The organism is Paenibacillus sp. WLX2291, assembly GCF_046603665.1.
Taxonomy (GTDB): domain Bacteria; phylum Bacillota; class Bacilli; order Paenibacillales; family Paenibacillaceae; genus Saccharibacillus.
Map to the genome: position 1 here is coordinate 1287774 of NZ_CP176755.1, position 17739 is coordinate 1305512.

The 17739-nt window shown below is 46.5% G+C and carries 21 protein-coding genes; 16 read left to right on the top strand and 5 right to left on the bottom strand.

Going from position 1 to position 17739, the window contains the following annotated elements; translation table 11 throughout:
* Positions 1–61: 61 nt before the first annotated feature.
* Together ACDE64_RS05525 and ACDE64_RS05530 are read right to left on the bottom strand one after the other, a co-directional pair.
* On the bottom strand, positions 62–769 hold the full coding sequence (locus ACDE64_RS05525; protein WP_411349274.1) for an AIM24 family protein: 708 nt from the start codon (positions 767–769) through the stop codon (positions 62–64).
* A gap of 149 nt (positions 770–918) precedes the next feature.
* Entirely contained in the window at positions 919–1323 is a 405-nt protein-coding gene (locus tag ACDE64_RS05530; RefSeq protein ID WP_411349275.1) for a hypothetical protein, read from the bottom strand.
* Between the two features lie 447 nt (positions 1324–1770).
* Between ACDE64_RS05530 and ACDE64_RS05535 the strand changes: the two genes are divergently transcribed.
* Together ACDE64_RS05535 and ACDE64_RS05540 are read left to right on the top strand one after the other, a co-directional pair.
* Entirely contained in the window at positions 1771–1935 is a 165-nt protein-coding gene (locus ACDE64_RS05535) for a hypothetical protein (RefSeq protein ID WP_411345495.1), read from the top strand.
* A gap of 235 nt (positions 1936–2170) precedes the next feature.
* Positions 2171–3007 (top strand): EcsC family protein, encoded by an 837-nt coding sequence (locus ACDE64_RS05540; protein ID WP_411349276.1) that lies wholly within the window; start codon positions 2171–2173, stop codon positions 3005–3007.
* Positions 3008–3335: 328 nt separating this feature from the next.
* Here ACDE64_RS05540 and ACDE64_RS05545 read toward each other — a convergent pair whose 3' ends face one another.
* Positions 3336–3872 (bottom strand): hypothetical protein, encoded by a 537-nt coding sequence (locus tag ACDE64_RS05545; RefSeq protein WP_411349277.1) that lies wholly within the window; start codon positions 3870–3872, stop codon positions 3336–3338.
* 230 nt (positions 3873–4102) lie between these two features.
* Here ACDE64_RS05545 and ACDE64_RS05550 point away from each other — a divergent pair, with 230 nt between their 5' ends.
* Positions 4103–4819, top strand: coding sequence for a metal-dependent hydrolase (locus tag ACDE64_RS05550; RefSeq protein WP_411345498.1), 717 nt, complete (start codon positions 4103–4105; stop codon positions 4817–4819).
* Between the two features lie 307 nt (positions 4820–5126).
* Here the strand turns inward: ACDE64_RS05550 and ACDE64_RS05555 are convergent, their stop codons facing one another.
* On the bottom strand, positions 5127–5540 hold the full coding sequence (locus ACDE64_RS05555) for an ImmA/IrrE family metallo-endopeptidase (protein ID WP_411349278.1): 414 nt from the start codon (positions 5538–5540) through the stop codon (positions 5127–5129).
* Positions 5541–5639: 99 nt separating this feature from the next.
* Positions 5640–6077 carry a helix-turn-helix domain-containing protein gene (locus ACDE64_RS05560; RefSeq protein WP_411346712.1) on the bottom strand — a complete coding sequence of 146 codons (438 nt, stop codon included), beginning with the start codon at positions 6075–6077 and terminating at the stop codon, positions 5640–5642.
* A gap of 437 nt (positions 6078–6514) precedes the next feature.
* Between ACDE64_RS05560 and ACDE64_RS05565 the strand changes: the two genes are divergently transcribed.
* The 13 genes from ACDE64_RS05565 (at position 6515) to ACDE64_RS05625 (ending at position 17736) form a co-directional block, all read left to right on the top strand.
* Complete coding sequence (locus ACDE64_RS05565) at positions 6515–6967, top strand: ArpU family phage packaging/lysis transcriptional regulator (protein WP_411349279.1); 453 nt, start codon at positions 6515–6517, stop codon at positions 6965–6967.
* Positions 6968–7308: 341 nt separating this feature from the next.
* Positions 7309–7791: a hypothetical protein gene (locus tag ACDE64_RS05570; protein WP_411349280.1), complete on the top strand. Its 483-nt coding sequence runs from the start codon at positions 7309–7311 to the stop codon at positions 7789–7791.
* A 383-nt stretch (positions 7792–8174) separates the two neighbouring features.
* Entirely contained in the window at positions 8175–9044 is an 870-nt protein-coding gene (locus tag ACDE64_RS05575; RefSeq protein WP_411349282.1) for a hypothetical protein, read from the top strand.
* Between the two features lie 46 nt (positions 9045–9090).
* Entirely contained in the window at positions 9091–9441 is a 351-nt protein-coding gene (locus tag ACDE64_RS05580) for a hypothetical protein (RefSeq protein ID WP_411349283.1), read from the top strand.
* A gap of 1 nt (position 9442) precedes the next feature.
* Complete coding sequence (locus tag ACDE64_RS05585) at positions 9443–10900, top strand: phage tail sheath family protein (RefSeq protein ID WP_411349284.1); 1458 nt, start codon at positions 9443–9445, stop codon at positions 10898–10900.
* 61 nt (positions 10901–10961) lie between these two features.
* Positions 10962–11369 carry a phage tail tube protein gene (locus ACDE64_RS05590; RefSeq protein WP_367054442.1) on the top strand — a complete coding sequence of 136 codons (408 nt, stop codon included), beginning with the start codon at positions 10962–10964 and terminating at the stop codon, positions 11367–11369.
* 256 nt (positions 11370–11625) lie between these two features.
* Positions 11626–12060, top strand: coding sequence for a phage tail assembly chaperone (locus tag ACDE64_RS05595; protein WP_411349285.1), 435 nt, complete (start codon positions 11626–11628; stop codon positions 12058–12060).
* 207 nt (positions 12061–12267) lie between these two features.
* Positions 12268–14082 (top strand): hypothetical protein, encoded by a 1815-nt coding sequence (locus ACDE64_RS05600; protein WP_411349286.1) that lies wholly within the window; start codon positions 12268–12270, stop codon positions 14080–14082.
* 34 nt (positions 14083–14116) lie between these two features.
* A complete protein-coding gene (locus ACDE64_RS05605) occupies positions 14117–14761 on the top strand; it encodes a LysM peptidoglycan-binding domain-containing protein (protein WP_411345506.1) in 645 nt (214 codons plus the stop codon).
* Positions 14758–15741, top strand: a complete 984-nt coding sequence (locus ACDE64_RS05610) for a phage portal protein (RefSeq protein WP_411349287.1) — start codon at positions 14758–14760, stop codon at positions 15739–15741. Before ACDE64_RS05605 ends, ACDE64_RS05610 begins: the two co-directional genes overlap by 4 nt.
* A gap of 31 nt (positions 15742–15772) precedes the next feature.
* Complete coding sequence (locus ACDE64_RS05615; protein ID WP_411350239.1) at positions 15773–16144, top strand: hypothetical protein; 372 nt, start codon at positions 15773–15775, stop codon at positions 16142–16144.
* Positions 16137–16595 carry a DUF2634 domain-containing protein gene (locus ACDE64_RS05620; RefSeq protein WP_411349288.1) on the top strand — a complete coding sequence of 153 codons (459 nt, stop codon included), beginning with the start codon at positions 16137–16139 and terminating at the stop codon, positions 16593–16595. Before ACDE64_RS05615 ends, ACDE64_RS05620 begins: the two co-directional genes overlap by 8 nt.
* A 1-nt stretch (position 16596) precedes the next feature.
* Positions 16597–17736, top strand: coding sequence for a baseplate J/gp47 family protein (locus ACDE64_RS05625; protein ID WP_411349289.1), 1140 nt, complete (start codon positions 16597–16599; stop codon positions 17734–17736).
* Positions 17737–17739 lie beyond the last annotated feature (3 nt).

Genomic DNA, 17739 nt, shown 5'->3' on the forward strand with positions numbered 1-17739 from the left:
AGACTGTTATCGGTTGTGCTCTTTTGTGTGCGTTAAGGATGAATGCTGATGTATTAACATATTACTTTATAAAAATACCGCCAAACGGAATTACTTCGCGCAGGATGCGTTTGAACAGGCTGTTATCCTCCAGATGCTCGGCAAGCTCGCCGTTATCGTGTCCAGTCTGGATCAGAACAGAGCCGTTCCCTGTCATTGCCCACTGATAGTGCATATGCTGACTCGCGAGATGGTTGCCGTATACGCTCAGCTTGAGCGTGGCATTTTCTGGATAAGCAAGCAGGCTGCGCGCATCGACATAGATGGGCTGCGTCGGATGCAGCTTCATATCGATCACCGCACCACGAGTCAGCAGACCGATTTCACCTTCGCCGCCAAACTTCACTTTGATAACGTCACGAGTAATGAGGATGTTTTTCAGCTTGAGCAGTCGCGTTTGCATAGTGATGCCGGACGTATAATAGAACAAATGGCGAAAATCATACAGCAGATCGCTACCAGCATCAATCTGAATAGGAATCAAACTGAATCCGGGCGGCAATGAAGTGACAAATCGGCAAGGACCGGTAAAGTCGGCACGGATCAGATTGCGCTTACGGTACATGCCTTTCACATCCATCAGCCGGTCATTACGTCCAGCTGAAGGACCTTCATAGGCAATAATTTGACTCGGATGCAGCAGATGAAGTTTCTCGGCGTCCGCCAGATTGACGATCACCGCCTGTCCGCCATGCGGAAGTATTGAGGATTGCTGCCATTCCAGTTGCAAGGGGATGCCCTCCTTTGTATCCAGTATAAGAAAAGGTAGAAATACATTCATGATCATCATCTGAATAATCATTCATAAGTATAGTAAGACAAGAATACCACGGGCGGTAGGGAACCAACCATTATTCACGGCAAATAGCCGCCGTATGCTTAACGGCGGCGTAGTCCGAAGCGAACGAGCCGGGTGAAGATGAACCAGAGCAGCACTAGACCGATGGCGGAAAAGAGTAGGATTTTCCAGAAACGAGCGCTGGCTGCACGTTCGGCTTCTGCCTGTTGCAGCTGCTTGATCGTCTGGGACAGTAATTCGTTTTGCTCCGCTAGACGTACATTCTCATCGCGATACGTTTGTATATTTTGCTGAGCCTGATCCAGCTGGTTTTTGGCTTGATCGTAATTTTGCTTGAGTTCATTCACTTCCTGCGGAAGTTCGGTAAAACTTTGAATACCTTCCCACCAGCTACTGGCTTGCGCGGCTTGTGCAGGTAGAAGTAGACTGGAACATAGGAGCGTAATGCTCAAACCGGCGGACCAAATCAGGGATTTCCATTTCATAAAAGATGAATGCCCTCCTTTGCTAGGCAGAAGTAACGTTAGTATATACGAAAATAATCATAAAACGATGCTGAATCTCTCATATTTTCATTATACATGTCGATAATATATATTGACATTATTCAAAATGTAGAGTAAAGTATGCTAAATCTTCCATGCACGTCTCTTTTATGTCATGAGATCTGACACTGGCTGCTGGCGAATCCAGTCATCTGATCCTTATGCACGTAATAGCTGACACTGATAGCTAGCAACTTTCTGCTGAATGTTTAGCTTGTAGATAGACAGGGTATAAATGATGTGCCCCACCTGTCTCTTTTTTGCAGCCATGATATCTATTAAACCTCCTGATCCTCAGGATAAACGATAAGCAAAGCACAGGCTTTGCATATATAAGTAGTAAACCAACAATAACGTATTTTTCAATACACTAGGAGTGAAACGCACATGCATGAAACAAACTTTGATCCTAACTTCAAAAAAGTAATGATTACTGTAAATGGCGAGCCAGTCGGCAACGGTCTGGTGATCGACCGTATCACATACGCACCTGTACGCGAGCAAGAGCTTGTCAATGAAGCTGCACCAAAACCGACAGCACCGATGCTGTAAAGGTACAACGTACTCCGAATAAGCGTGCTCATTCGGTAAATGATTGATATACAGGTTATGAAGTACAGTCGCACACCTTTATGGTGCTGCGGCTTTTTCATTTCGATGAATAGGACGACAAGTTGCGGCACAAGATGACACCAAGATGTTTTAACACAGGCGCTTCGGTATAATAGACAGTAGGGCAATACGGATTCAACACTTGGTACATAGACAGAGCTGGAGGGATCAGACGATGGAGATACAGGAAACTCGTAAACAACTGGAACACGAACTGGAGCAGGTCAACAAATGGGAGAAGGAACAGCGCGGCACATCGATTTTGGACAAAATCGGTCGCATTCCATTTGCGCTACTGGATCGACTGACACCCAAATTTATTCGCGAAAAATTAGGAGTTGCTCTGAATGAGATCGGACGCTTTATTCAAAATGGCGGCGCCTATCTGATCTCTCCCAAAGGCATTATGCAAAAGCTGGCAACACTTAGCGGGCAAAAGGATGCAGTATTAAAGCCAAAGGATGTTGCTCAGTTGCCGCTAGAAATTATGGACAAAGCGGCGCTGGACCTGTCTCGCAGTCGCTCAAATCTGGCAGCGCTCGAAGGAGCCGCTTCCGGTATCGGTGGTATTTTTACCATTGCGGCGGATATTCCGGCGATGATCGGCATTTCGCTGAAGGTGCTGCAAGAAATTGCTCTGTGCTATGGGTATTATCCAGATGATCCGCAGGAACGTTTGTTTATTCTGAAATGTCTGCAATTTGCTTCTTCAGATGTAGTCGGAAAGAAGGCAGTATTGCAGGAGCTTGCTGATTTTGAGAAGGCGGATACGGGTAAACAAGTATTTTCGCAAATTCAAGGATGGCGTGAAGTAGTCAATTCTTATCGGGATAACTTTGGCTGGCGCAAGCTGTTTCAGGCTGTGCCGATTGCCGGAATTTTGTTCGGATCATTTGTGAACAAGAATTCGCTTGATAGTGTGGCAGAGGCTGGACGGATGCTGTATCGCAAACGTCGTATTTTGGAAAGATTGAACGAGCTGAATCAACCAGTCACCGAGCAGAATGCCTGATTGACAAAGGAAAACGAAATATAGGATAGAATGAAAAGCCGATAATGTGCGCATTTGTGCATGCTATCGGCTTGTTTATTTCCATATGGCGAACATATGTGCTATAATGGACGAAGCATCCAGATGGCAATGGTATTGTTGCCATTTGGCGACGTGTCTGTCATGGTCGCGCATGACGGAACAGATTCAGATAGATTCTGAAATGTCGGAGCGAACATGAGTAAATTATGCAAACATGTCTATAGAATATTTCCGAAGTGTACGCTTCATCGCAGATTGTCCCCCTGCTGATGTAAAGAGAAAAGCTGCACATATAATGAGGATCTCATCAATGTACAGCTCTGGCGACACTGCCGGATGACGTCAAAGCGCCAACCTGCATTGCAAGAATGGTATGATCCGGGTAACCCGGGTGATGCTCGGCAAAGACAATCTCAATCCCTTTGTTATGCCGCGCATTACACCAGATTTGGCGTAGCTTCCCTTGTTCGCGCACACTGGAAGACAGAATATAGCTGTCTGGATCACTAGTGAACGATTGTAATGTATCGAGAAAGGCATTCCAGCTAACTTGGCGTTTGAAATGGTCAGATGTCTGAGAGTAGACAGTCTCGTAGTTACCTTGCATGATGCTGTCAGGCAATTGCTCGGGTGGAAGCGGGTATTGTTCGTTATATACAGGTGTTGCCTGATGATAACGGGATATTGGAACTGGTTGCTGATCAGATTGTTGCTGTCCGCCAAGCGGATGAGAAAGTGTAAGTTGGAGATTGTTGGCTGTGCTTATAGAGCTGCAACCAGCCAGCAGAATAGTGGCGAGTATGCCGCCTGAGGCTATCCAATGCCCTTTCCGCAGTTGCTTCATGATAAAGACGCTCCTTATCGCCCGAAACGATATACCGGGCAGTAGTAGATCAGACATGCTGAATATCATCGTGGTGTATCTTAACCATACTACAGATGAGTAAGTGATACGTACTTATATCCAAAATTTAACACTAAGTTTAAAATATTGAAACATTAAATTTACACACATCATCTTGCGAGCGCAGCTGTCGTAACAGCAAGTGTTTTTGAAAGGAAGTTGTATTCATCATGATGGGCAAATCCCATTTTATTATTAGTACAGGGCTGACCGTGTCGATCATGACGATGGTTGGTGTTCCTGTTACTTCTGCTGCTGTAGTAGCTGCCGCTGTTAGTTCCTTATTACCCGATATTGATGAGCCTAATTCACTCTTGGTGTCCAAGACACTGTCGGAGCCGATTTTGCGGATTTTGCAGACGATTATGCTTGGTGCAGTAGTATGGATTTTGTGGAAAGGGTTGCTAGGCATGCCTTGGGATATCGGCATTGCCGTGGCGGTCGTATTCGTAGCCTTTTTGCCATTACGTTCGCTGCGCAAATTTGTGATGTTTCTGATTGGTGTGGGCATTATATTGTACGGGCATGAGATTGCGCCTTGGAATTATATGGGCGGCAGTCTGCTGATCATTTGTACCTTTTTGCCACATCGCGGATTAACGCACACGATTTATGGCACGGCAGCATGGACAGCGCTGCTCTATGGGACAACGGCACATACCGGCAATAGTATCTGGATTGCTGGTGGAGTCTCGTATTTCTTGCATCTGCTGGCAGACTCGTTAACCAACCGCGGCGTGAAGCTGCTACCACCGCTAAAATGGCGACTTCGCTTCAATCTGATGAGCACAGGGACACGGAAAGGCTCGGCAGTGGAAAATGTATGTATTTTGCTAACGATCATTATCGCTGGACTGGTGTTTTTGCCGAAGCTGACTGGCGGTTGAATTTTGCGATACCGGATATCAGATACTAGATAACGGATACTGCATACTGGTGGATACTGGATATCATGTAATAGATCATAAATGACAGATACCTGATAACAGACAACAGATAAGAGTTGCACTAGTAGGGACAGCATCGGTGAGACAAGATTGGCTATGTTGAATAGAATAGTAGCAAGTGAAATATAAAAACAAAAATAAAAGTAAAACAAGCCCTGCCGTGACTGTATCATTCTTGTTTGATAGAACAGAATGACAGAACAGAAACGGCAGGGCTTTGTAGTTACATAATGGAACGTATGTTCGATTACGGATCAAAAAAATATAGCATTTCACGAGGAATGCCAGTACGCATGGCGAATGCTTCCAATGTCTCGTCGTCACGCTGCTCGCGTCCGGTCGTTAATAGGGTAATGGCAAAAGAGTTTGCCTGACGCTCCATTTTCCCTGGCCAGAAATACGAATGCTCTTCCAAGAAAAAGCGGCTGAGTCCTTTGTGTAAACGGTCGTGACCGAGTTCATGAGCGCAGACAAACCGCTGCCACTGCGGAGACAGCCCGTGATTGATGACGATAAAGCGCCGTCTTAGTTTGGTATAGTACAGACCTTTGGTTGATTTGCCAAGATCCATGTAACGAATATGTATGCCGAGCGCTTCAGCAATGTCAAAAGGGCAATTGGTTTGGTATTGATGCACCAGCCTGGCTGCGATATCATCCATCGGTATGATTCACCTCGATATAAGCGTTTGGTTTGGAGCGCCGTTGTCTCCCTAAGAATAGGGCAACCGGGCGCGATGGCGTGCGTGTACAAAACCGGCTTACGATTGGCGCCTGTCATCACCTGCAACAGGTTTGCGTTTGTTCATATGCTTCGCTTCCCAGAATAGTCCGGTTAATACATCCTTGATCCGCTGCTTGTCTTCATCATCCAGCGGAACGCCATCAAACATCAATTCACCATCTTCCTCCAGCATTTTCTTAAAATCACGTTTGTCTCTGGAGCTTGCCCATTCCGGAATCTGCGCAGTCTCCTCCGGATGCAGATAACCGGCATGATCCATCATTTCCGCATAAGGCACATGTAGCGCCTGCGATAGCTTTTCAATCGTTTGCGGCTTAGGTACACCGCGCTTGCCATTTTCGATGCGCGAGATTTGTGAGGTGCTAATCCCAGCAATATCGGCAAGCTGATTGATGCTCCAACTTTTTTGTTCGCGTATTTGCTTTAAATAACTTCCAAATGAAGGATTATCCACGGACATAACACCCTTTCTCCAGACACGATAAAAAGAAAGGCAATCTACCGATGCATATTGCCGGTTTGCGAATACGTATCACATGTTGTCTTACCATGTTACTATAACCCATTATTGCCATTAGGTAAACAATGGGAATCCACTCTTTGCCAAAAGGCACAAATGCAGGAGCAAGAAGTAGATAAATGAAGATTTACCCGTAAAAAGCAACTATTTTGGCAGTTTACGATCACTATACTTTCGTGTTATCTTAAATATACGAAATGCGAACAAAATACGAACATTAACAAAAAAATGGAATTTTATCGTGTTGAAACGATGGATATTTGGTTATATTTATATCATCATTGCCAAAAGGCAAAGATTGCATAGAGTGAATATGGATGGAATAGATTGAGCTTGAATTCTTCATTATTATACTAAAGGAGTGTTGTACAATGAACCCTATGATTTCCCTGCCGCAATTGGATCGTCGCCAAACTCGTAATGCCGTCGAAGCGGTATTTGAAAAATATCGGATCTACAAAACGATTACGTTTGAAATTCGCGAAACTTCTATGACTGCTTCTTATGAAGCAAGAATGCACGGACCGACTAACGTGACTGGTGATCCGACGGCTGGGGCTGCCATTTATAATGTAGATACACCGGCTGCACGTCGTGCATATTGCGAGCGTGTCGAAGCAATTGTCGATCGGTTGAGCGAACGTGAGCAATTGCTCATTCGGGAACGTTATCTCAAGCAGGATGATGTGTTCGATTATAAAGTATACAGTCATCTGTTCGATCCGCCGATTAGCAAAGATACTTACGTCAAAATTCGCAGCCGTGCCTTTTACAAGCTGGCACTGGCGCTGGCGGATAGCGGTATGATGCGACTGCCTGTCTAAGGTTAGATGCAAGGTGATGTAGACAAGGCGCTCCGTAGAAGTTTGGAATTTATAATGTCATTCCATTGCTTGGATGTAGTGGAAGAAGATGAGCAATTAGAGGTTTGCCGAAGTATACAGGCTGTCCCAGGATGGGGCAGTCTTTTTGTTTATATTGATTCGCAAGCTATGTATACAGGTTATGTACAAGTAAGGCAAAGGACGGATAAATACAATTCCATATTATTTTAGCGGAAAACATAGCATATATTCTGATTTTATGTTATTTTATGGTAAAAATATGGATGATCTTACATACATGTATACAATGTAAATTTATGATAGATAGGGGTATCGGTTCAGTGAAAAGCGAATTACCTGCCGCTGCCATGATGGTGAAGCGGTTCCGGTCTACAACGTATAGCCACCGGGCATGGCTATTTGATAGTACAATCGCAGCGCTATTCGTTAGTCTGCTGGGCGCACTGTATTTGAGCTTTGCTCTGCAACAGACGGTGCTGGCGCTACCAGATCGATTGCAGGAGCATCTGCTGCTGTTTTTGTTTTTCTTTATTCCATTATTGGTGTATACACTTGTGATTCTTGCCCCGCTAAATCGGGGCTTGCGGACGTTAGTACGACAGGTGCCATTGCAGTTTCTTCTATTTAATATTGTAGCGCTGCCGTTTACATGGCTCATTATTCAGATTCTGCCACTACCAGCAGTAGTGGATTCGCCGATGATGTTATGGTTTATTCCAGTGTTTGCGCTGATCTCGTATTTGTATTCAGGTTTATTTTTGAGTCAGGCGTCGGTGGGGCATGATGAGACTGAGGCGCAATAAATCTTGTTCGGAATTGTATACATGTTGAACTCTAGATTTGAATTCTATATAAATGAAGCAAAATACCCGTCATCTGGCGGGTGTTTTTTGTTAAAAGCCTGATATAGTAGGCTCTCCCCGTTTTGAACGCAAAATAGCGCTCTACATCCGCTGCAAAACATCTAATAACCGTCCTTTTTCCGTCTACAACACCGTCTCCATTAGGAGAAATCCAGTGTAAGATTGTATTATCGGAAATGAAGCAAAAGAGCACAAACGACCGAAAGCACATACGCTAATGTACAGGACTGGCATAGGAAGCCGGTTCTTTTTTATGCGGTCATACTGGCTCTTTTCTTCCTCTCCGTTGTTGATGTAGCAGCTATTCATTTTGCAAAAAGGAGGTGAGTATCATCCCTAAGATCAGGGCAACCCTCAAAGCCAAACTGGCTGAGCTGATTCCTGCCTGGTCTGGCAAGGTACTGGATATCCAGTTGCCGGATGTCGGATTGAGCGGCGCCAGTGCAGTCATTACGTTTGCTGAGGAAGTGCAGAAATCGTCATGGGTAGGTTATCGGCGGATTGTGAAAATTTGGCCGTATGCTTTGCCTGGCTCTGGTGGCATGGAGCAGGTGGAAGCCTGGTGTGAGACGTTGATCCAAAAGCTGCATAATACGCGGCTGGTAGACGATGCAGGCGAAGCCTTTACGTGTGTATATCTCGGCGCTGCCGACAGCGATCGTACCGAGCCGCTGGGTGGATTGGTCACACGACCGATTCGGTTTGGCATTTACGTACCGGAGCCAGAGGCGAATGTCGAAACCGACGCCGACAAAGACCCATGGCTAACAGCACTTAATAACTGGACCGCTCAGCAACTTGGCGAGAGCTGGACGATCTATAACGATGCCTGGCCTTCCGGTTATGTGGAGCGCTCGGTGTTGTGGCGGCTGACCAGCATCAGCACTACGGCACCAGGTACCACTGCTTTTGAACTGCGCAAGCAGTGGATGGGTCATATTTATGGGCATAGTGAGCAGGAAAACAAACGTATTGCCGCACAGTTGGTAGAGCGCTTGAATGCACAGGTGAAAATTGTACTGGATAGCGCAACACGCCGTTATTTGACGGTAGGCGAAGCATCTGCTGATGTACAGGCAGATGCTTTTTTGAATGGACAAATTCGCTTGACTCTGCTGCGCCGTGCTCAGCGTGATCTGCCGGATGCACCACTGGTGCGTGAAGTACACAACAAACCGGTGTTGGACGGTTAGACGTTCTGGCAACGGCATACAAGTAACAGAATCGAGGTGGATGGCATTGGCAACAAGTGCAAAGGGTAGTACAACTACTGCCCGTAAACGTAGCAATACCAAAGCAGCAGACTCCAAAACGGTATCTGCGGGTACACAGAATACATCGCCGGAGCCGAGCGATGAAGCAGTAACAACGGCACAAGCAGAGTCAACCTCTGTGCAGTCTACAGATCATTCGGTTTTCTCAGGTGAGGCGCGCTATCCGCTGGATGAACTGATCCAGCATGCTGGCTACCTGTTTGGCGTAAAACCGGAAGTCATGCATGGCGTATTCCATGCTGCATCTGGTCAGACATTTACAATCGACGAAGTGAACCAACAAATCCAACAATTTATGAAAGCGAAGGTGGAGTAATATGGCAGGCGGAACTTGGGAAAGTACGAATCGACCGGTATTACCGGGTTTATATATGAATTTTCAGGCGGCAGCAGCTTCTGCAATCCAAGGTGGAGATCGCGGTACAGTCGTTGTACTGGTCAAAGGCAACTGGGGACCGGAGCAACAATTTGTAGAGATTGGCAGCGAGACTGCAATCAACTCGATCTTCTCCGGTGATAGCGACAACGGAGCAACAGCTTACAGCTCGCTCTATCTGGCACTGCTGGGTAGTCCGAAAAAGCTGCTCGCTTACCGTCTGGCTGACGATACAGCCAAAAAATCAAGCGTTACGCTGAAAGCGGAAGATGTAGCCGTACTGAAACTGGATGCCCAATATACTGGTACACGCGGTAACGGCTTTACAGCAACCGTACAACCAAGTATTACGGATAGCACGAAAAAAGAACTGCGTCTGTACGAAGGCACACGATTGCTGCGTTCGTATGTATCTACAGCGGGTACAGCAGCCGATTTTGCAGCTCAGATCAATGCGGATGAAGACAACACGTATGTAGTTGCATCTGTCGTTGGCAATAGCGGTATTCCGTCTGACGTGGCAACAGCTGCATTCAGCGGCGGTGCGAGCGGTAATGCTGGTCTGGTGAATGCCGATTATATCGCAGCACAGGAAGCGCTGGAAGGTGAAAACTTTGACGTACTCGCGCTGGATTTTGCAGCTGATTCTGCATTGCTGCAAAGTTTCGCTGCATGGGTAAAACGTGTACGCAGCGAAGGTAAGCTGATTACCGCGGTTGTCGGCGGCAGCGCAGCAGACGATGTATCTGCTAAGGCAGCAACTACAGCAGCTACACGCTCGCTGGCACTGAACTACGAAGGTATCGTCAATGTCGGTACAGGCGTGCGCATCGGCACAACCGATTACAGCTCTGCCCAAACAAGTGCATACGTAGCCGGTCTAATTGCCGGTCAACGTCTGAACGAATCTACAACGTATCATGTCGCTCCATTTGATGATGTGACTCGCCGTTGGACTCGCTCTGAGCAGGAACAAGCGGTCAAAAATGGTGTGTTCATTTTCTTCAATGACGGTCGTCAAGTGAAAGCACTGCGCGGCGTGAACAGCCTCGTGATTCCGGGTGCAGGTCAGAACAATGCTTGGAAAAAAATCCGTTCGATCCGCGTTATGGATGCAATCAACACCGATCTGCAACAAGCGGCAGAAGATTCCTATATCGGCAAAGTCAATAACACGGAAGAAGGTCGTCTGGCGCTGATCGGTGCGATGAAGGAATATCTGACCCAGCTGGCACAGAGCAGTGTGATCGAAGCATCTGGCTTCGATGTGATTCTTGACCCGGCATACTATGGTGAATCGCCTGTGCTGAAACCAGAAGCGGATCAAGTATTCCTGCAATGGAATGTGAAGCTGACCGATGTGATGGAGCAGCTGTTCGGCACCTTTTACGTGCAATAATTTCCAACTGTAAAGCAAGTCTATTCCAATCAAAACAAACATTCCTGAGGAGGAACAAACTATGTTGGACGCTTCAAGAGTAATTCTCGGTACCCATGGACAACTGCACATCGATGGTGTGTGGCAAACGCATATTAACAAACTGGAAGCAAGCGTGGAAATTGAAAAACGCGAGCTGAATCTGGTTGGCAACGACTGGAAAGTGCACAAAAATGGTATCAAAAAAGGTACAGGCACAATGACCGGTTACAAAGTAACTTCCGATATGATTCAACGCGGTTTCCAAAAATTCGATATCATCTCCAAACTGGACGATCCCGAATCGTACGGACATGAGCGCGTACGTCTGATCCGCTGCATGGCTGACAAAATCCAACTGGCGAACTGGACAGCTGGTGAGGAAGTGCCGGAAGAAACGACCTTTACATTTGAAGGATACGAGCTGCTGGATCCGATCGTCGCGAACTGAAGTTAATGCAATAACAGCGTAATAATAGCGCAGTATGAAAATATGAAATGCGGTAAATTCGAGAATGATGGATTTGCCGCATGTTTCATTTTTGTGTTTAACGAATTGTTATGTCTATTGCACTGTTACGTTTGTTTAGATATGACGTATGGTTTGTTGGCTAAGGCGTAGTAAGAACGGTTAACTGTCATTTGTCATGGTTGTAAGGAACCAGTATGGAACGAAATCTATTTTACTTTTCAGGAGGCATTTACCTATGAGTTTGAATGAAAATATGTCGGAAGAACAAATCTTGGATAGTCTGTTTGAAGCTGCGGACAAGCTGCCGGAAGAAACGGTACGTATTCAGCGTCTGGATCTGCTGATGACACTGCGCGGTTTGACGTCGAGTAAGGTGGATAGCATTCGTGAGCGTTGCACCGTGCGCAAGACGGTAAAAGGTCGCACGGAGGAGAAAGTGGATACAGAGACGTTCAACGCGCTGCTGATCTCGGAAGCGACTGCTCAATTGGAAGTGAAGGGTCTGGCGCTGAATGGCTGGGGCGATCCACGAATTACGAGTCGTTTGAAACTGTCCGGCGGTGAACAGGCAGTACGTCGTATGCTGCTGGCAGGCGAACTGGATGCCGTCGGTGACAAAGTGCTCGAACTGTCCGGCTTCGGCGTGGAGCTTGAAGACTTAAAAAACTAATCCACACCGGCGGAATCACGACGATGATGTACCACATGTGGGCACGCCATCATCTCCGACCGGGCGACTTCTGGAATTTGCCGAGGGGCGAGCGCATGATGCTGATCGCATTTTCACAGGAGGAAATGGATGCAATGACTCAATCCAATAGATAGTACGCAATCTCTGATCCCATAGAATTTGATAATGATATCAGGAGGTGACGCTATGGCTACAGATATTACAGAATTGCGTAAAAGCAACGGTGAATTAAGGGCGACTGTTCGTTATTTTGATCAAATTCAGCGTGCAAGTGAACGATTAGGTCGAACTCAATATCAAAATATAATGAAGCCAAATAACGAATTGAAGTTTACCGTTCGTTATTTTGAGAGTGCTTATCGTACTGCACTCAAGTTAAGTCGCTTGAGATTGATGCCAACGATCAGCTTAAACGATCAAGCTACTCCGGCACTACAGCGACTACTTCGGAAGCTGCGGAGTGTACAGGACGAAGCGATCAATGCATCAGGTCATTACACAGTAAAGCAAAAATTGGACGTATTTATCAAAGGATTGAAAATTCCACCTCCAGGTCCCGTAAATGTAACAGTGGATTCCAACTCGAATTCTAATTTGTTAGCACTTTTAAGTTCTAGCAAAACAGAAAAAGCAGAAGAACCGGAGAGCATAGTAGATACAATATCTAAATATATTGATCTTGGCAAAAACATTATAGAAATTCCAACTTCAATAGATGAATCAGTAGAGACAATAAAAAAATGGCTAGGAAAAGGAAAAAGTGATGAAGGCGAATCTAATCTGGATCGCGCAGCTAATAGTAATAAAAAGTGCTGTTGTTGCTGTAAAGATAGTGATACAAGTGGCTCGCCACTAGACGATATTGATCTTGGTGATCCTGATCGAAAAAATAACGATTCTGATTCGTCTGATAATCGCAATCAAAATAATGGAAACAATCAAAACAATAATGGTAACAATAATAATAATGGCGGAAATAATGGCGGTAGTGGAGGTAACGGGGGTAGAAAAAGAGGAATCAAGGGTTTTTTCCAAGGCATAGGTGGAGCTGCTGGAAAGTTTTTTGAAAGTGCTAAAAGAATAGCTCAACGCAATCCAGGTGAAAGGTCAGGTTTCTTGTCAACTGGATTAAGCAAACTAAAAGGGTTTGGTAGTGACATTGCTGCTGGTGCAGCTAAAGGGTGGAAAAAAACAAAAGAATTGTTTACTGGAACTCCTAATTCAAGTGGTATTATATCTCGTGGATGGGATGGGTTGAAAAATATTACTAAAGGCGCGGGTTCTGGTTTATCCAAAAGTTGGGATGCTATCAAATCGGTAACAAAATCTGCTGGAAGTGGTCTTGCAAAAGGTGCTGGTAAAATATTCCGCCCTCTTGGAGCAGTTATGGATATTGCCAGTATTGCTACTGCTACTAGTGGCAAAGAACGTGGAGCAGCAATTGGCTCGATGATTGCCGGAGCTTTGGGAACTATGGCAGGTGGTGCACTTGGTTCTGTCGTTCCAGGAGCAGGAACTGCTATTGGTGGTATTGGCGGAGGTATGTTATTTGGAGCAGCTGGCGACTGGCTTGGTGGCAAAATTGGTGGTTTATTTGACACTAAAAAGGCTGCAGCAGCTCCTGCAGCAAGTATAGCTTCTCCACTAGGAAGCGCCGCAACAGGTAGTGCAGCAGCAACGGTTACAGCCAAGCCTGCTACTGTTACTACAAGTGCAGCTAACAAACCTGCAACAGGCAAAGACAGCGCTATTCAAATTGATAGCAATCAGATGAATGCAATTTCAAGTTCACTAAAAGATTTTAAAACAGAAGTGACTAATGCTGTCTCTATCAATATTCCGGCTGGTGCAGTCCAATTGACGGTCAAAGAAAACGAATTGGATTATGATGCCCTTGTTCTACAAATTGGTCAACGCGTCGTCAACGAACTGCGCAAATCGATGCAAAATCGTAAATCCAATTCACAAGGCAATACTTCAGCTAAACCAATCATGGCTTAAACATATCTAATCCTACCTAGAAAGGAGGAACACTATGGACATCTACCTGATCGACGGTACACGTAACTTTTTCCACTTCCCAGTCAACCCCGAGGAAATTACCATCTCTCGCTCCAAAGGATACGAAACGATCAACATGCTAGAGTACGGCGAGTTCGACTTTACACTCGGTGATAAAATCAAGGAAATCAGCTTTACTTCCTTTTTCCCAAAAGACTACGACGCATCGTACTGTCGATACAGCACATTGCCTACCCCGCAGGCAGCGACGAACAAGCTGAACAACTTTCTTGTCTCCAAACGTCCGGCACAGCTAGTCATTACCGGTACAGGCGTAAACGTACCTGTCTATCTGATCACCTACAATACGACGTTCCGCGGTGGAGAGCCGGACGATATTTCATTTGATATCACGTTCCGTACTTGGCGGGATGCCAAAGTGCAGCAGAAGAAAACAACAAACAACGGCAAAACGACAACCAAATCTGGCTCCCGTACCGATCTCAAGCAAACGGGCAAAACGTACACTGTCAAATCCGGCGATTCATTGTCCAAGATTGCGAAGCTAGAGTTGGGTGATAGCTCCAAATGGAATGACATCTACAAGCTGAATACGAAGGTGATCGGAGGCAATCCGAATGCTATTAAACCCGGACAGAAATTGGTGATGCCATCATGAGTTACAAGGTCATCGTCAAGGATAAATACGATGTGACACAGCTGGTCGAGACGATTAGCTTGCGCGATTCGCTGGATCAGATTTCGTATCAGGCGAGTGTGCGGCTGGCATTGGACGGCGGTTCCGGCTTGCCTGCATTGACGCCGGGCATGGATATTCGTATCAGTGGCATTCCGTTTGGCGATAAGAACTACCATCCTTTGCTGCATCCGGCAGTCATTTGGGAGATCGAAAGTACGAATAGTGGGACGAAGCGATTGAATATGACAGTATATGATCGCATGATTTATTTGGAGAAATCCGAAGATGAGTATTTGTTGCCAAAAGATCAAACAGCAAGTCAGCGTATTCGCAAATATGCCAAAGATTGGAGTATTACGTTAGGCAATATTCCAGATACAAAAACGAAGCTGGGCAAAGCAGTATACCGAGCACAGACGATTTTCTCAATGCTGTTTGCTGATCTGAAAGAAACAGCCAAATCCGGTGGTCCGATGTTCCATCCACGCATGACAAGTCGTGGATTGGAACTATTTGAGCTGGGCAGCAATAGCAAGGTGCAGGAGCTGGATCATCTGATTGATCTCACTCAGATGCGCACGTTGGAAGGCGCCGTTACCAAGGTGAAGGTACTGGCAGCTAACGAAGCGACCAATGGCAAAGAAGTGCCGTCCAAAGTACTTGCCATTGAAGAAAAAAACACCGCTACCCTCGGTACATTGCAAAAGCTAATGAACGACGACCAGATCAAAACCGCGGATGCTGCCAAAAAGTACGCCAAAAATTATCTAACCGGCGTACAGCAGACGTTTACCGTAACTGCACCCGATATGAATACCATCCGTGCAGGCGATGCCGTACTGCTAAGCGGTATGACGCTGATCGTTATGACGGTCAGCCATGATCTGGGCAATCCGGGTACGATGACGCTGGAGCTGGCAACGACGGATTACGTCAGAAGGAGGTATTATCTTGAGTAAAAAAGATCCTTACGGGCATTTTGCCGACGTGATGCGCTCCACGATGTCCAAGCATACGCAGCAGGCAGTTAACGGTCTAGGCGCGGTGCTTGGCACGATGACGTCATCCGGGGTCAAGCTGGACGATTTTAAACATGAAATTCAGGATTATATGATTGCCGAATTGCCGGGAATGCTGGAACTGCCGCAGCGCATTTATACCGGCAGCACGCATGAGCAGGGAAAGGGTACGTTTCACGGGAATGCCACATTGAGCGATTATGCGTTTGATCCAACTGAAGTAGAAGATACCGTGTTATACCTGAACAAAGGGCTGAAGCCTGGTGACCGTGTGCTAGCGCTGCGTGTGAATAGTGGTAACGATGTCGTTATTTTATGCAGGGTGGTGAGCGGCAATGGCTAATCTTTTCCCAAGTACTGACGATTTTATCTGGGGAGACGAGCAAAGTGTCATCGACAGTGACAGCAGTACTGTCATCTTTGGTAAAAGCTGGCGCTACGATTATGACGCTGGTGATTTTGTGATGACGCCGAGCGGACGTGTCGCTCTAGCAGATGACAAAGAAGCTTGGGTGCAGTGGTGTCACAAAGCGTTGCTGACTCCACGTTACCGGCATGTGATTTATTCCCGTGATTATGGTAGCGAGCTGGAGGAACTGATCGGGACCGGTCAAGGACGTGCCGTATTGGAAAGCGAAATGACACGCATGATTACCGAAGCGTTGCTGGTGGATGCGCGGACTGAAGCGGTGGACCAGTTTACGTTTACGTGGTCGGAAGACCATTGCACGATGACCTGCCGGATTACGAGTGTGCAGGACGATACGGAAATTTTGGAAAGCGAGGTGATCTGAATTGGCAGATTTCCCATACTATCTGGAAGAACAAACAGAAGACAATATTATGCAGCGAATGCTGGACAAAGTGCCTTCGGATATTGACAAATCGGAAGGCTCTTTTATTTGGGATGCGCAGGCACCCGTTGCCTTTATGCTGTCTGAAGCGGCGATCTGGGCGCAGGAATTACTGCGTAGAGGTTTTGCCAGTACTGCAGCTAGCAGCGATGACAGTTATCGCTCAGAGGAATTGGATCTGCGTGCTGCTGAGCATGGTGTAACCCGGCGGGCAGCCGTACAGGCAGCTGGACGCATGACGTTTACCGGCGAAGCTGGCAAAGTCGTGCCTGTTGGGACAGTCGTTGCAACGCAGGCGGACGATGTGTCTGGTGAAGCTTCATTGGAATACGAAACGACAGCAGCAGTTACACTGGATGCTACAGGTAAAGCAGACGTAGCTGTACGTGCATTGGTAGCTGGCAAAAGCAGCAATGTACCTGCGGGCGCAGTTACTATTTTATCGACTGCTGTTAGTGGTATTACTGGTGTTACGAATGCGGCGGCATTGACTGGCGGTACTGATGTGGAGACTGATTCATCGTTGCTCGAACGCTTTTATGCGAAGGTGCGCAATCAGGGGACAAGTGGGAATAAGGCACAATATATGCAATGGGCAGGCGAGATCGCTGGTGTTGGAGCCAGTCGTGTCATTCCACTCTGGAAAGGGCCGGGTACGGTTGGGATTTATTTGCTGGATGCTGACAAACGAGCTGCCAATGCGGACATTGTGAGCGCTGTGCAAACGTATATTGATCCGACTCAGGACGGACAGGGCGAAGGTGCTGCTCCAGCTGGACCGATCATTACCGTTATGGCAGCAGAAGAAGTACCGATTCATATCGCGGTGCAATTGACATTGGCAAGCGATGTGTCACTTGAACAGGTACAGGTACAGATTCAACAAGGCGTTAGTAGTTATTTGAAACAACTGGCGTTTACCGATTCGCTTGTCCGCTATACACGGATTGCAGCGATCTTGCTCGATATCCCGCCAATCATCGACTACACCGGGCTGACTGTGAATGGCACCAGTGATAAAAATATCGAGATCAGTGCTAATCAGGTTGCCGTACTGGGGACGGTGACGGTCAATGGCTGATGA

Bases quoted from the DNA above. Each gene is read 5' to 3' on its own strand.
- ACDE64_RS05590 (WP_367054442.1), top strand. From the start codon at position 10,962: ATGTTGGACGCTTCAAGAGTAATTCTCGGTACCCATGGACAACTGCAC.
- ACDE64_RS05535 (WP_411345495.1), top strand. From the start codon at position 1,771: ATGCATGAAACAAACTTTGATCCTAACTTCAAAAAAGTAATGATTACT.
- ACDE64_RS05605 (WP_411345506.1), top strand. From the start codon at position 14,117: ATGGACATCTACCTGATCGACGGTACACGTAACTTTTTCCACTTCCCA.
- ACDE64_RS05545 (WP_411349277.1), bottom strand. From the start codon at position 3,872: ATGAAGCAACTGCGGAAAGGGCATTGGATAGCCTCAGGCGGCATACTC.
- ACDE64_RS05565 (WP_411349279.1), top strand. From the start codon at position 6,515: ATGAACCCTATGATTTCCCTGCCGCAATTGGATCGTCGCCAAACTCGT.
- ACDE64_RS05610 (WP_411349287.1), top strand. From the start codon at position 14,758: ATGAGTTACAAGGTCATCGTCAAGGATAAATACGATGTGACACAGCTG.
- ACDE64_RS05620 (WP_411349288.1), top strand. From the start codon at position 16,137: ATGGCTAATCTTTTCCCAAGTACTGACGATTTTATCTGGGGAGACGAG.
- ACDE64_RS05595 (WP_411349285.1), top strand. From the start codon at position 11,626: ATGAGTTTGAATGAAAATATGTCGGAAGAACAAATCTTGGATAGTCTG.
- ACDE64_RS05600 (WP_411349286.1), top strand. From the start codon at position 12,268: ATGGCTACAGATATTACAGAATTGCGTAAAAGCAACGGTGAATTAAGG.
- ACDE64_RS05615 (WP_411350239.1), top strand. From the start codon at position 15,773: ATGCGCTCCACGATGTCCAAGCATACGCAGCAGGCAGTTAACGGTCTA.
- ACDE64_RS05550 (WP_411345498.1), top strand. From the start codon at position 4,103: ATGATGGGCAAATCCCATTTTATTATTAGTACAGGGCTGACCGTGTCG.
- ACDE64_RS05540 (WP_411349276.1), top strand. From the start codon at position 2,171: ATGGAGATACAGGAAACTCGTAAACAACTGGAACACGAACTGGAGCAG.
- ACDE64_RS05555 (WP_411349278.1), bottom strand. From the start codon at position 5,540: ATGGATGATATCGCAGCCAGGCTGGTGCATCAATACCAAACCAATTGC.
- ACDE64_RS05530 (WP_411349275.1), bottom strand. From the start codon at position 1,323: ATGAAATGGAAATCCCTGATTTGGTCCGCCGGTTTGAGCATTACGCTC.
- ACDE64_RS05585 (WP_411349284.1), top strand. From the start codon at position 9,443: ATGGCAGGCGGAACTTGGGAAAGTACGAATCGACCGGTATTACCGGGT.